Source organism: Cupriavidus basilensis (assembly GCF_029335485.1).
GTDB classification, from domain to species: Bacteria; Pseudomonadota; Gammaproteobacteria; order Burkholderiales; family Burkholderiaceae; genus Cupriavidus; species Cupriavidus basilensis_E.
In genome coordinates this window covers 20,598-32,743 of record NZ_JARJLM010000273.1, presented here as the reverse complement: position 1 = coordinate 32,743, position 12,146 = coordinate 20,598, and the positions used below count along the sequence as shown (strand labels likewise).

Here is a 12,146-nt window from a genome sequence, read left to right as displayed (position 1 = left end):
CAGATCCAGGTGGGGATGGTCGGCATCAACGTGCCGATCCCGGTGCCGATGGCGTGGCATTCGTTCGGCGGCTGGAAGCGCTCGCTGTTCGGCGACCACCACGCCTACGGCGAGGAGGGCATCCGCTTCTACACGCGCTACAAGAGCATCATGCAGCGCTGGCCGGACAGCATCGGCAAGGGCGCGGAGTTCACCATGCCGGTGGCGAAGTAGGGACCCGGCCGTAGAATGCCGTGAGCGGCGCCGTGCCTGCCTTGCGCTGAATTCAACAGGAATGATCGAGGATCATGGAGAGCTACGACTACATCATCGTCGGCGCCGGTTCGGCCGGCTGCGTGCTGGCCAACCGCCTGACCCAGGACCCCGAGGTGAGCGTGCTGCTGCTCGAAGCCGGCGGCCGCGACGACTACCACTGGATCCACATCCCGGTGGGCTACCTGTATTGCATCGGCAACCCGCGCACCGATTGGATGTACCGCACCGCGCCTGAAGCCGGCCTGAACGGCCGCTCGCTGGGCTATCCGCGCGGACGCGTGCTGGGCGGGTCGTCGTCGATCAACGGCATGATCTATATGCGCGGGCAACGCGAGGACTATGACGACTGGGCACGCCTGACGGGCGACGACGGCTGGTGCTGGGACCGGGTGCTGCCGCTGTTCAAGCGCAGCGAGGACCATCATCGCGGCGGCGACGAATTCCACGGCGCCGGCGGCGAGTGGCGGGTGGAAGGGCAGCGGCTGCGCTGGGATATCCTGGAGCGGTTCATCGATGCTGCCGAGCAGGCCGGCATCCCGCGCACCGACGATTTCAATCGCGGCGACAACTTCGGCGTGGGTTACTTCGAGGTCAACCAGCGCCGCGGTATCCGCTGGAATACCGCCAAGGCCTTCCTGCGCCGCGCGGCCGACCGGCCCAACCTGACCATCGTCACCGGCGCCCAGGTCAGCGCGCTGACCTTCGACGGCCGCCGTTGCAGCGGGGTGGCTTATCTTGGCGGCGCCCAGCCCTTCACGGCAGGGGCGCGCGAGGAAGTGATCCTGGCGGCGGGCGCGGTCAACACGCCGCAGCTGCTGGAGTTGTCAGGCATCGGCCAGCCAGAGCGGCTGCAGGCGCTCGGCATCGCGGTGCGCCATGCCTTGCCCGGCGTCGGCGAGAACCTGCAGGATCACCTGCAGCTGCGCAGCGTGGTCAAGGTGGAGGGCGTGCGTACGCTCAATACGCGCGCGGCAAGCTGGTGGGGCAAGCTCGGCATCGGCCTGCAGTATGCGGTCAACCAGAGCGGGCCGATGAGCATGGCGCCGTCGCAGCTGGGTGCGTTCGCGCGCTCGGACCCGTCGCAGGCGCGCCCTAACGTCGAATACCACGTACAGCCGCTTTCTCTCGACAAGTTCGGCGACCCCCTGCATCGCTTCAATGCCTTCACCGCCAGCGTGTGCAACCTGCGCCCGACCTCGCGCGGCAGCGTGCATATCGCCAGCGCGGACTTCCGCCAGGCGCCGGTGATCGCGCCCAATTACCTTTCCACCGAGGCTGACCGCAAGGTGGCGGCCGACTCGCTGAAGCTGACGCGGCGCATCGTCGCGTCGCCCGCGTTGGCGCCCTACAAGCCACAGGAGTGGCTGCCCGGGCCAGCCGTGGAAACCGACGAACAGCTGGCCCGGGCGGCGGGCGATATCGGCACCACCATCTTCCACCCGGTCGGCACCTGCCGCATGGGACGCCCCGACGATCCCCTCGCCGTGGTGGACCAGCGCCTGCGGGTGCTCGGCGTCGACGGCCTGCGCGTGGTGGATGCCTCGGTGATGCCGTTGATCACTTCGGGCAACACCAACTCGCCCACCATCATGATCGCGGAGCGTGCCAGCGACATGATCCGCGAGGACCGGCGCCGGCGTGTTTCCGGTGCGCAAGGGACCGCTCCCCCGGCTGCCGGTGCGGTTGCCGCCAGAACGGGCGCTGCCGCGCAGGCCTGACCGGATGGCCGCAGCGGCGATGGGAATCGCCGGAACGCAGCCGTGATTGCGAACCTGACATGGACCTGACATCTGGTTCATGTTTCATAATCAGTGCAAACCCGGATGTTTTGCGACGCAGCAGACGCACACAATAGACGCCGAGATGCCGTGCAGTAGCGCTCACATTGGCGCGCCCTTACCAGGGCGCGTCGCGCGTTCCGGAAAGGGCGCCGCGCGGCCGGATGTAGTCCGGAACAGCAAGACAAGCAAAACAAGACAAGCGGTGCATGAGCCGCGACAGCCACGAACGGCACGATCCGCGCCATTGGCACGATGAGCACGATCAGCGCGGGGCGTGCGGGTGGTGGTGCGGCGAGCACCACAGTTCTGACCATTTGGCGGAGCCGGCCAGAAGCCGGCGCCGCAGCAAGAGGGCGGGCAGGAGACCATGAATCAGCAAGACACGATCCTGGAAACGCGGAACCTCACCAAGGAGTTCAAGGGGTTTACCGCGGTTAGCGACGTCAACCTGCGGGTGCGGCGCGGATCCATCCATGCCTTGATCGGCCCCAACGGCGCGGGGAAGACCACGTGCTTCAACCTGCTGACCAAGTTCCTGGTGCCGACCACCGGCACCATCCTGTTCAACGGCATCGACATCACGCGCGAGCAGCCGGCGCAGATCGCCCGGCGCGGCGTGATCCGTTCGTTCCAGATCTCGGCGGTGTTTCCGCACCTGACGGTGCTGGAGAACGTGCGCATCGGCCTGCAGCGGCAGCTTGGCACCTCCTATCATTTCTGGCGCAGCGAGCGCACGCTCGACGCGCTCAATGCGCGCGGCATGGAGTTGCTCGACCAGGTCGGCCTGACCGATGTGGCGCAGACCGTGACCGTCAACCTGCCGTACGGGCGCAAGCGCGCGCTGGAGATCGCCACCACGCTGGCGATGGAGCCGGAGCTGATGCTGCTGGACGAGCCCACCCAGGGCATGGGCCACGAAGATGTGGCGCGCGTCACCGAGCTGATCCGCAAGGTCGCGGTGGGGCGCACCATCCTGATGGTCGAACACAATATGAGTGTGGTCTCGTCGATCGCCGACAAGATCACGGTATTGCAGCGCGGCGCGATCCTGGCCGAAGGGCCGTACGCCGAGGTATCGAAGGACCCGCGTGTGATGGAGGCCTACATGGGCACCGTCGAAGCCGAACTGCAGGGCGCGCACTAAGGAGCCAGGATGAGCACAACGCCCGCACTTGAGATCAAGGACCTGCACGCCTGGTACGGCGAATCGCACATCCTGCATGGCGTCGACCTGACCGTGAACCCGGGCGAGGTGGTGACCCTGCTTGGCCGCAACGGCGCGGGGCGCACCACCACGCTGCGCGCCATCATGGGCCTGACCGGCCAGCGCAAGGGTTCGATCCGCGTCAATGGCACCGAGACCGTCGGCATGCCCACGCACAAGATCGCGCATTGCGGCATCGGCTATTGCCCGGAGGAGCGGGGCATCTTCGCCAGCCTGTCGTGCGAGGAGAACCTGCTGCTGCCGCCGCTGCTGAGGATGAAGGGCGGCGCGGCGCAGAAAGGCATGAGCGAGGCCGAGATCTACGAGATGTTCCCCAACCTGAAGGAGCGCCGCCAGAGCCAGGGCACGCGCCTGTCGGGCGGCGAGCAGCAGATGCTGGCCGTTGGCCGCATCCTGCGCACAGGTGCCAACCTGCTGCTGCTCGACGAGATCTCCGAGGGCCTGGCGCCGGTGATCGTGCAGGCCCTGGCGCGCATGATCCTGATGCTCAAGAAGAAGGGCTACACGGTGGTGATGGTGGAACAGAACTTCCGTTTCGCCGCGCCGCTGGCCGACCGTTTTTATGTGATGGAACACGGCACCATCGTCGAGCGCTTCGCGGCTTCGGAGCTGCAGGCCAAGATGCCGGTGCTGAACGAGTTGCTTGGGGTCTGATCCATGCCCGCGCGACCCGGGTGGGTCGCACGCATGATGCGCGGGCATGCATCGCAGGCATTGTTTTAGGGCAAGAACGGGTGGCGTCGGATGCCGCCGAAACTAAGGAGACAAGCAATGAAGATGACTCGGCTGGCGGTCGCTCTGGCGGCCATCGCAACGGGAGTGGCAATGGCCCCGGCCTCGGCGCAGGTCTCGGGCGATACCGTCAAGATCGGCTATATCACCGACATGTCGGGCCTGTATGCGGACATCGACGGTCCGGGCGGCCTTGAAGCGATCAAGATGGCGATCGAGGATGCCGGCGGCAAGGTGCTGGGCAAGCCCATCGAGCTGGTCTCGGCCGATCACCAGAACAAGGCCGACATCGCGGCGTCGAAGGCGCGCGAGTGGATGGACCAGCAGGGCCTGGATGCGCTGATCGGCGGCACCAACTCCGCCACCGGCCTGGCCATGAACAAGGTGGCCATGGAGAAGAAGAAGGTCTACTTCAATATCGGCGCCGGCTCGGCACGCCTGACCAACGAGGAGTGCTCGCCGTACACCGTGCACTATGCCTACGACACGGTGGCGCTGGCCAAGGGCACCGGCAGCGCGGTGGTCAAGCAGGGCGGCAAGTCGTGGTTCTTCCTGACCGCGGATTACGCCTTCGGCCACTCGCTGGAGAACGATACCTCGGCGGTGGTGAAGGCCAACGGCGGCACCGTGGTGGGCGCGGTCCGCCATCCGCTGAACGCCTCCGACTTCTCCTCCTTCCTGCTGCAGGCGCAGTCGTCCAAGGCGCAGATCCTGGGCCTGGCCAATGCCGGCGGCGACACCATCAATGCGATCAAGGCGGCCAAGGAATTCGGCATCACCAAGACCATGAAGATCGCCGGCCTGCTGATGTTCATCAACGATATCCACAGCCTGGGATTGAAGAACACCGAAGGCCTGCTGATGACCGACAGCTGGTACTGGGACATGAACGACGACACGCGCAAGTTCGCCAACCGCTTCTTCGGCAAGATGAAGAAGATGCCGAGCAGCCTGCAGGCCGCCGACTACTCCGCGGCGCGCACCTACCTGAAGGCGGTCGAGGCAGCCAAGACGGACGACCCGGACAAGGTCATGGCCGAACTGAAGAAGCTCAAGATCAACGACTTCTACACCAAGGGCTACATCCGCCAGGATGGCCGCGGCATCCACGACATGTACCTGATGCAGGTGAAGACGCCGGCCGAATCGAAGAAGCCATGGGATTACCTGAAGGTGGTCGCCACCATCCCGGGCGAGCAGGCTTTCACCACGGTGGCGGAGTCGAAGTGCTCGCTGCTGAAGAAGTAAGGGCTTGAGCTGAAGTTGTGTGGTCCCGCCGGCCCCGCAAGGGGACCGGGCGGGGGCTGGTGCCTTCCTTTGCGCCGGGAGGCACCGGCCAGACGATTGGGGCGCCGCTGCGCGGCGTTGGCATGCCGGCTGTGCCGCCGGCGGCCACACGCGTAGCCAGAACCGCTTCGCTTCATTTTGATCGCGCTTGCCTGGCGGGGGATTGACGGACCCCGGCTGGTGCGCCAACGGTAACGCCTGCGATGGACATCTTCGGTATTCCTCTGCCCGCCATGCTGTCCCAGTTGCTGCTGGGGCTGGTCAACGGTGCTTTCTATGCGATGTTGAGCCTGGGCCTCGCGGTCATCTTCGGGCTGCTCAACGTCATCAATTTCGCCCACGGGGCGTTGTTCATGCTCGGCGCGGTACTGGCCTGGATGGGCATGGAGTACGCCGGGATCAACTACTGGCTGATGCTGGTGCTGTCGCCGCTGGCGGTGGCGCTGATCGGCGTGGTGATCGAGCGCACCATGCTGCGCTGGATCTACAAGCTCGACCATATCTACGGGCTGCTGCTGACACTGGGCATCACGCTGGTGATCGAGGGCATCTTCCGCTCGATCTACGGCGTGTCCGGGCTGCCGTATTCGCCGCCGGAAGCCCTCAGCGGCGCCACCGATCTCGGCTTCATGATCCTGCCGAACTACCGGGCCTGGGTGGTGGTGGCCTCGCTGGCGGTGTGTTTTTCCACCTGGTTCCTGATCGAGAAGACCAAGCTGGGCGCCTACCTGCGGGCCGGCACCGAGAATCCCAAGATGGTTGAGGCGTTCGGCGTCAACGTACCGCTGATGGTGACGCTGACCTACGGCTTCGGCGTGGCGCTGGCTGCCTTTGCCGGCGTGCTGGCGGCGCCGGTGATCCAGATCTCGCCGCTGATGGGACAGAACCTGATCATCATCGTGTTCGCCGTGGTGGTGATCGGCGGCATGGGCTCGATCATGGGCTCCATCCTCACCGGCCTCGGCCTGGGCGTGATCGAGGGGCTGACCAAGGTGTTCTATCCGGAGGCGTCGTCCACGGTGGTGTTCTTCATCATGGTGATCGTGCTGATGCTGCGCCCGGCCGGGCTGTTCGGGAGGGAGAAGTGATGAGCCAACCATCGAGCCAACCATCCGGCGCGGCGGTGGCCGCGGGGCAGACAAGACAGGGGCAGGGTGTGCAGAAGAAACTGTTGTACGGATTGTTGCTGCTGGCGCTGATCGTGGCGCCGATGGCCGGCGCATATCCGGTGTTCGTACTCAAGGTGCTGTGCTTCGCGCTGTTTGCCTGCGCCTTCAACCTGCTGATCGGCTATACCGGCCTGCTGTCGTTCGGCCATGCCGCCTTCTTCGGCGGCGCGGCCTACGCGGCCGGCCACGCCATGAAGGTGTGGGGCGTCACGCCCGAGGTGGGGCTGGTGCTGGGCACGCTGACCGGCGCCCTGATCGGCTATGTGGTCGGATCGATCGCGATTCGCCGCCAGGGCATCTACTTCTCCATGATCACGCTGGCGCTGGCGCAGATGCTGTTCTTCTTCTGCCTGCAGGTGCCCTACACCGGCGGCGAGGACGGCCTGCAGGGCATTCCGCGCGGCAAGCTGTTCGGCCTGTTGCCATTGGACAACGACCTGACGCTCTACTATGTGGCGCTGGCGATCATCGTGGCGGCCTTCGCGTTGATCGTGCGCACCGTGCACTCGCCCTTCGGGCAGATCCTCAAGGCGATCAAGGAGAACGAGCCGCGCACGATTTCGCTGGGCTACGATACCGACCGCTTCAAGCTGATGGTGTTTGTGCTTTCCGCGGCGCTTTCCGGCCTGGCCGGCTCGATCAAGGCACTGGTGCTGGGCTTTGCGACGCTGACCGACGTGCACTGGTCTATGTCGGGCTCGGTGATCCTGATGACGCTGGTGGGTGGCCTGGGCACGCTCTCGGGCCCGCTGGCCGGGGCTTTCGTGGTGGTGGCGCTGGAAAACAAGCTTGGCGACATCGGCAATTTCCTGGCCTCGGCGACGGGGATTGAATGGTTCGGCTCGCTGGGCGAATCCGTCACCATGGTCACCGGCGTGATCTTCGTGATCTGCGTGTTGACATTCCGCCGCGGCATCATGGGCGAGCTTCTGGCGCGGTTCGGGAAGCCCCGGGAGTGATGACAGGGCGACATGCCCGCTTTTGGGGCTAGGGTTTCTTCTAGCTTGCCTGGAACGCACCGCTTCGTTACATTCCATATACGGTTTTCGCAGGTTAAATGGAGGCGGAAGCGAGGAGACGACAGGCGCGCAGTCACTAGGCTGCAGTGTCAATATAAGATGAAGGCGTTGCTGGGTGATCCTCGGCAACGCCTTTTTTCATGCCCGTTTGTGGTGCATTGCTAGCACTTCGCCAGGAAGTCCGCATTGGGCAGGCGCGGGGTGCGTGCGACAATGCCGCCTTGCCACCGGGCCTGCCATGCCTTCAGATTCCTTTTCCCCGTTTCCTTCCCCGCCTGACACCCCCGTTTCCACGGTTTCTCCGGCCAGCCCCCAAGCCCTGATCCGCCTCGCCGGCACGGCCGATAGCGAGACGCTGTGCGCCTGGCTGCAGTCGCGCCAGCCGCTGCCCGTGGCTGCCACGCGCGCCCGGCAGGCGTTGGTGGAGGGTCTGCTGGCCCGGCCGGAGCGGGGGGCGTGCGTGCTGGCGGAAGCGGCGGCCGGGCTGGTGGGCTGCCTGCCCGTCGCGCTCGTGCCTCACCTCGGCCTGGCCGGCCTGGCGGCGCTCGCCACCGAATGGTGGGATGACGGAACGCCCTCGCAGGATGCCGCCGTGCTGCTGGCCTGCTGCGATCTGCTGGCCGACTGGTGCCGCGCGCACGGTGTGCGCCATCTGCTGCTGGCGCCCGGCTTGCTGGCGGCATCGCAGGCAGCGGCGGCGGGCTTCCTTCCGCAGGCCGGCGGCCTGTGGCATCGCAACCTGTCGCCGGCGCCCAAGACGCTCGGCTGACGCCCCTCGCGCGGATCTGCCGCGCGCATGGCCCGCCGGCCCCGATCCGCGCTCTTTCCTCTTTCCTCCTCCTGCCTCTGTTGCCCCGCGCTCCATGGAATTCGCGTTTCTTGCTGTTACCGCCTTTCTTGCCGGCCTGATCGATGCTGTCGCCGGCGGCGGCGGGCTGGTGCAGCTCCCGGCAATGTTCTCGGCCTATCCCGGCCTGTCGCCGGCGACGCTGGTGGGCACCGGCAAGGTCGCATCGCTGGCGGGCACCGCCAATGCCGCGCTGCGCTATGGGCGCCGGGTGCGCATCTACTGGGACGCGACCTTGCCGGCGATGGTGTCGGCCTTTGCTTTCTCGATGGCTGGCGCTTACGCACTGACGCTGATCCCGGCCGGACCGCTGCGCAAGTCGCTGCCCTTCATCCTGGTGATCCTGCTGGTGTACACGGTGGCGAAGAAGAACCTCGGCGCCGAGCACGCGCCGTCGCTGTCCGGCGGCAAGGAGCGCGCGGCAGCCTTGCTGGCGGGGGCGGCGATCGGTTTCTACGACGGTGTGTTCGGTCCCGGCACCGGCAGTTTCCTGATGATCGTGTTCGTGCGTGTGTTCGGCTACGATTTCCTGCACGCCTCGGCATCGACCAAGGTCGTCAATCTGGCCACCAACCTCGCGGCCTTGCTGCTGCTGGCGGCCAAGGGACATGTCTGGTGGCAGCTCGGGCTGGTGATGGCGCTGGCCAACGTGGCGGGCAGCCAGGTGGGCAGCCGGCTGGCGCTCAAGCACGGCAGCGGCTTCGTGCGGCGCGTCTTTATCGTGGTGGTGACCGCGCTGATCGCCAAGACCGCGTGGGATGCCTTCAGCCGTTGAGGCATGTCGCAGCGATGCGCATGCTGCGATGCGGGTTAATCCGGCTACCCGCGCGATAGTGCTGTTGTTAGACTCGCTACGCATTCCCGACCGCGCGGTCGGTGAATGAGCGGCGCGGACGGCGCGGCATGGATTCCATGCCGAACCGTGCGGCGTGCCGCCGGGGAACACGCGCAGGATGGGAGAGAGGGCGCCGCGGATACCTATCTGCCAGGCGTCCGGGTAGCAGGCGGGCGCCAGCGTTGCGTCCGGGGCACGGGCCCGCGAGGGTTCCGGTCACGACAAAGACAAGAAGGAAGACCATGAGAGGCATCCGACCGGCCGGAAGCCGGGACGGATGCCTTTTCCGTTTGCCGCAATGGAAGGAGACACGATGACATTCAAGCGCGCCAGCCTGCTGGCTCTTGCTGCCGCTACCCTGTGCGCCGGCACCGCCAGCGCACAGGTCAAGGTCGGGGTAACGGTTTCGGCCACGGGACCGGCGGCCTCGCTGGGGATCCCGGAGAAGAACACCATCTCGCTGCTGCCGAAGGAAATCGCCGGCAAGAAGGTCGAGTACATCGTGCTGGACGACGCGTCGGACACCACCACCGCGGTCAAGAACACGCGCAAGCTGATCAGCGAAGACAAGGTCGACGTGGTGATCGGCTCCACCGTCACCCCGAATTCGCTGGCCATGGTCGATGTGGTGGCCGAGAACGAGACGCCGATGATCACGCTGGCCGCCTCGGCCCGCATCATCGAGCCGATGGACGCCAAGCGCGCCTGGGTCTTCAAGACGCCGCAGAACGACTCGCACATGGCCACCGCCATTGCCGAGCATATGACCAACAACAACGTGAAGACGGTGGCCTTCATCGGCTTCGCGGATGCCTATGGCGATAGCTGGGCGCAGGAGTTCGCCAAGGTGGCGGAGATGCGCAAGATCAAGGTGGTGGCCAACGAGCGCTTCGCGCGCACCGATACCTCGGTGACCGGGCAGGTGCTCAAGATGATGGGCACCAACCCCGACGCGGTGCTGATCGCCGGTTCAGGCACGCCCGCCGCACTGCCGGCCAAGGCGCTCAAGGAGCGCGGCTGGAAGGGCAGGATCTACCAGACCCACGGCGTTGCCAATGCCGATTTCCTGCGCGTCTGCGGCAAGGATTGCGAAGGGACCTTCCTGCCCGCCGGCCCGTTGCTGGTGGCCGAGCAGCTGCCCGACAACAATCCGGTCAAGAAGCCGGCCATGGCGTACAAGACGGCTTATGAAAAGACGTTCGGCGGACAGGTCTCGACCTTCGGCGGCCACGCCTGGGATGCCGGCCTGCTGCTGCAGCGCGCGATCCCCGAAGCGCTGAAAAAGGGGCAACCCGGCACCAAGGAGTTCCGCAAGGGGCTGCGCGACGCGATGGAGCAGACCAAGGAGCTGCCGATTTCCCACGGCATCATGAACATGACGCCAACCGATCACCTCGGGCTGGACCAGCGCGCGCGCGTGATGGTGCAGGTCGTCGACGGCAAGTGGAAGCTGCAGGCCAAGTAAGCGAAGCCAGGCAAGCACGACGAGCAAGACAAGACGGCGGGATATCGCCATACCTGGGGCGCATGGTCAGCCATGCGCCCTTTTGTTTGCGCGGTGCGCGCCGGCGATCCGCCAGCCGGGCGTCGCCGTCCCCGGGGCGCTACAGGTCTACTGGCAATCCCGCACTTGACACCATTCGCGCCATGCACGATCTTTAACGTGTTAATTAATTTCGGCTCGCTCAGCCTTGCCCGGCGGCGAGACGCGCGCAAGGAGGCAAGGCGATGCGCAAGGCAGTCTTGCTGCGCCGCGGATTGCTGCACAAGCCATGCGGAGCAGCGCCTGCGCCGTTCCTCAGGTTGCGGATGTGGCACTGCGGAACCTAAGGGTTCGTCAGGATTTGCGCTATGCGTAAGTTGTTTACTATTTCGTAATCCGTAAATTCACATGCCAGCCGGCCTCCCTCGCCGGCGGGACTCACTAACAATACGGGGAGACAATGGACCTCTCGATTGCCGCCATCCTGGCGCAGGACGGGATCACCTCGGGCGCCATCTATGCGTTGCTCGCGCTGGCCCTGGTGCTGGTGTTCTCGGTGACCCGCGTCATCTTCATTCCGCAAGGAGAGTTCGTCGCCTATGGCGCGCTGACCCTGGCGGCGATCCAGTCTGGCCACGCCCCGCAGAGCAGCTGGCTGCTGCTGGCCATGGGCGTGCTGACCTTCATCTACGAGACGGTCACCATCCTGCGCAGCGCAGAGCTGCGCCGCACCGCCGCCAGACGAATGACGATCCTGGCGGGGAAATACCTGATCTTCCCACTGGCCGTGCATCTGCTGGCGCAAACCTTCGGCGCACAGCCCATGCCGATGCTGGCGCAGATCGCACTGACCCTGCTGATCGTGGTGCCGCTCGGGCCCATGCTGTATCGCCTGGCGTACCAGCCGCTGGCCGAGGCCAGCACGCTGGTGCTGCTGATCGTCTCGGTCGGCGTGCACTTCGCGCTGGTGGGGCTGGGCCTGGTGATGTTCGGTGCCGAGGGGTCACGCACCACGGCGTTCTCCGAGGCGCGCTTCGAAGTGGGCAGCCTGACCATTTCGGGACAGAGCCTGTGGGTGGTCGGCGTGTCGGCGCTGCTGATCGCGGCGCTGTACTTTTACTTCGAGCGCACCATTGTCGGCAAGGCGCTGCGCGCCACCGCGGTGAATCGCCTTGGCGCGCGCCTGGTGGGTATCGGTACGACGCAAGCCGGGCGCTTGTCGTTCACGCTTGCAGCGGCGATGGGCGCGCTATGCGGCATCCTGATCGCGCCGCTGACCACGGTCTACTACGAGTCGGGCTTCCTGATCGGCCTCAAGGGTTTCGTTGGCGCCATCGTGGGCGGCCTGGTGAGTTACCCGGTGGCAGCCGCGGGCGCCATCCTGGTGGGGCTGCTCGAATCCTATTCATCCTTCTGGGCCAGTGCCTTCAAGGAGGTGATCGTATTCACCCTGATCCTGCCTGTGCTGCTGTGGCGCTCGCTCACCAGCAAGCATGTGGAAGAAGAGGAATAA

At 65.7% G+C, this 12,146-nt stretch carries 11 protein-coding genes; all 11 read left to right on the top strand.

The annotated features are described in order from the left end of the window. Positions 1 to 213, top strand: a 213-nt coding sequence (locus P3W85_RS16250; RefSeq protein ID WP_276265533.1) for an aldehyde dehydrogenase family protein, incomplete at its 5' end; no start/stop codon positions are given. A gap of 74 nt (positions 214 to 287) precedes the next feature. Further along, entirely contained in the window at positions 288 to 1,973 is a 1,686-nt protein-coding gene (locus P3W85_RS16245; protein WP_276265532.1) for a GMC family oxidoreductase, read from the top strand. 430 nt (positions 1,974 to 2,403) lie between these two features. Further along, positions 2,404 to 3,180 (top strand): ABC transporter ATP-binding protein, encoded by a 777-nt coding sequence (locus P3W85_RS16240; protein WP_017224161.1) that lies wholly within the window; start codon positions 2,404 to 2,406, stop codon positions 3,178 to 3,180. A 9-nt stretch (positions 3,181 to 3,189) separates the two neighbouring features. Further along, complete coding sequence (locus tag P3W85_RS16235) at positions 3,190 to 3,915, top strand: ABC transporter ATP-binding protein (protein WP_017224160.1); 726 nt, start codon at positions 3,190 to 3,192, stop codon at positions 3,913 to 3,915. 117 nt (positions 3,916 to 4,032) lie between these two features. Then, positions 4,033 to 5,241 carry an ABC transporter substrate-binding protein gene (locus tag P3W85_RS16230; RefSeq protein ID WP_017224159.1) on the top strand — a complete coding sequence of 403 codons (1,209 nt, stop codon included), beginning with the start codon at positions 4,033 to 4,035 and terminating at the stop codon, positions 5,239 to 5,241. A 242-nt stretch (positions 5,242 to 5,483) separates the two neighbouring features. Beyond that, positions 5,484 to 6,368, top strand: a complete 885-nt coding sequence (locus tag P3W85_RS16225; protein ID WP_017224158.1) for a branched-chain amino acid ABC transporter permease — start codon at positions 5,484 to 5,486, stop codon at positions 6,366 to 6,368. Continuing rightward, on the top strand, positions 6,368 to 7,408 hold the full coding sequence (locus tag P3W85_RS16220) for a branched-chain amino acid ABC transporter permease (protein WP_035805502.1): 1,041 nt from the start codon (positions 6,368 to 6,370) through the stop codon (positions 7,406 to 7,408). The genes P3W85_RS16225 and P3W85_RS16220 overlap by 1 nt, the downstream gene beginning before the upstream one ends. 298 nt (positions 7,409 to 7,706) lie before the next feature. Further along, entirely contained in the window at positions 7,707 to 8,237 is a 531-nt protein-coding gene (locus P3W85_RS16215) for a hypothetical protein (protein WP_276265531.1), read from the top strand. Between the two features lie 94 nt (positions 8,238 to 8,331). Beyond that, on the top strand, positions 8,332 to 9,090 hold the full coding sequence (locus P3W85_RS16210) for a sulfite exporter TauE/SafE family protein (RefSeq protein ID WP_276265530.1): 759 nt from the start codon (positions 8,332 to 8,334) through the stop codon (positions 9,088 to 9,090). Between the two features lie 373 nt (positions 9,091 to 9,463). Then, on the top strand, positions 9,464 to 10,615 hold the full coding sequence (locus P3W85_RS16205) for an ABC transporter substrate-binding protein (RefSeq protein WP_017224607.1): 1,152 nt from the start codon (positions 9,464 to 9,466) through the stop codon (positions 10,613 to 10,615). 478 nt (positions 10,616 to 11,093) lie between these two features. Next, complete coding sequence (locus P3W85_RS16200; RefSeq protein WP_276265529.1) at positions 11,094 to 12,146, top strand: branched-chain amino acid ABC transporter permease; 1,053 nt, start codon at positions 11,094 to 11,096, stop codon at positions 12,144 to 12,146.

What these genes read in the sequence shown, in the direction of transcription:
- P3W85_RS16205 (WP_017224607.1), top strand. Translation starts at nt 9,464, where the DNA reads ATGACATTCAAGCGCGCCAGCCTGCTGGCTCTTGCTGCCGCTACCCTG.
- P3W85_RS16235 (WP_017224160.1), top strand. Translation starts at nt 3,190, where the DNA reads ATGAGCACAACGCCCGCACTTGAGATCAAGGACCTGCACGCCTGGTAC.
- P3W85_RS16210 (WP_276265530.1), top strand. Translation starts at nt 8,332, where the DNA reads ATGGAATTCGCGTTTCTTGCTGTTACCGCCTTTCTTGCCGGCCTGATC.
- P3W85_RS16220 (WP_035805502.1), top strand. Translation starts at nt 6,368, where the DNA reads ATGAGCCAACCATCGAGCCAACCATCCGGCGCGGCGGTGGCCGCGGGG.
- P3W85_RS16200 (WP_276265529.1), top strand. Translation starts at nt 11,094, where the DNA reads ATGGACCTCTCGATTGCCGCCATCCTGGCGCAGGACGGGATCACCTCG.
- P3W85_RS16225 (WP_017224158.1), top strand. Translation starts at nt 5,484, where the DNA reads ATGGACATCTTCGGTATTCCTCTGCCCGCCATGCTGTCCCAGTTGCTG.
- P3W85_RS16230 (WP_017224159.1), top strand. Translation starts at nt 4,033, where the DNA reads ATGAAGATGACTCGGCTGGCGGTCGCTCTGGCGGCCATCGCAACGGGA.
- P3W85_RS16240 (WP_017224161.1), top strand. Translation starts at nt 2,404, where the DNA reads ATGAATCAGCAAGACACGATCCTGGAAACGCGGAACCTCACCAAGGAG.
- P3W85_RS16215 (WP_276265531.1), top strand. Translation starts at nt 7,707, where the DNA reads ATGCCTTCAGATTCCTTTTCCCCGTTTCCTTCCCCGCCTGACACCCCC.
- P3W85_RS16245 (WP_276265532.1), top strand. Translation starts at nt 288, where the DNA reads ATGGAGAGCTACGACTACATCATCGTCGGCGCCGGTTCGGCCGGCTGC.